General features: G+C 72.1%; 1 protein-coding gene. It reads left to right on the top strand.

What is annotated here, in order from left to right:
* A partial coding sequence (locus tag CC207_RS27710; RefSeq protein ID WP_371916476.1) for an ABC transporter permease occupies positions 1 to 741 on the top strand: 741 nt, incomplete at both ends.

Genomic DNA, 741 nt, shown 5'->3' with positions numbered 1-741 from the left:
GCCGCCGACCCCGCCTATCCCCTGCGCGGCCAACTGCGCAGCGCGGCAGCGCCCTACGCCGAGGAAACGCTTGGCGGCGGCCCCGCGCCGGGCGAGGCCTGGGTCGAGCCGCGCCTGCTCGCGGCGCTGGGCCTGGCCATCGGCGACAGCATCGACGTGGGCATGAAGACGCTGCGCATGAGCCGCGTACTGACCTACGAACCCGACCGCGCCAACAATTTCTACAGCCTCACGCCACGGGTGCTGATGAACCTCGCCGACCTCGACGCCACGGGCGTGATTCAGCCCGGCAGCCGGGTCAGCTACCGCGACCTGTGGCGCGGCGATCTCGACGCCCTGCAACAGTACCGGCAAACAGCGGAAAAAAACCTGGCAGCCAACCAGCGCCTGCTCGACACCCGTGACGGCAACCGGCAGATCGGCGGCGCCCTGGGCAAGGCCGAACGCTACCTGAACATGGCCAGCCTGGTGGCGGTGCTGCTGGCCGGCGTCGCCGTGGCCCTCTCGGCCAGCCGCTACGCCGCGCGGCGCCTGGACGCCAGCGCCCTGCTGCGCTGCCTGGGATTGTCCCGCCATCAGGCCCTCGGTCTCTTCAGCCTGCAACTGGCCATGCTCGGCGGCATCGCCGCGCTGGCCGGCGCCCTGCTCGGGTGGCTGGCGCAGCTTGGGCTGTTCCGTCTGCTGGAAGGCTTGCTACCCAGCCAGGTGCCACCCGGCGGCCTCACCCCGGCGCTGGCCGGC

It is taken from the genome of Pseudomonas sp. DrBHI1 (assembly GCF_002205115.1).
In the GTDB taxonomy this organism is placed as follows: Bacteria; Pseudomonadota; Gammaproteobacteria; order Pseudomonadales; family Pseudomonadaceae; genus Aquipseudomonas; species Aquipseudomonas mosselii.
This window is presented reverse-complemented; position numbering and strand designations above follow the sequence as displayed.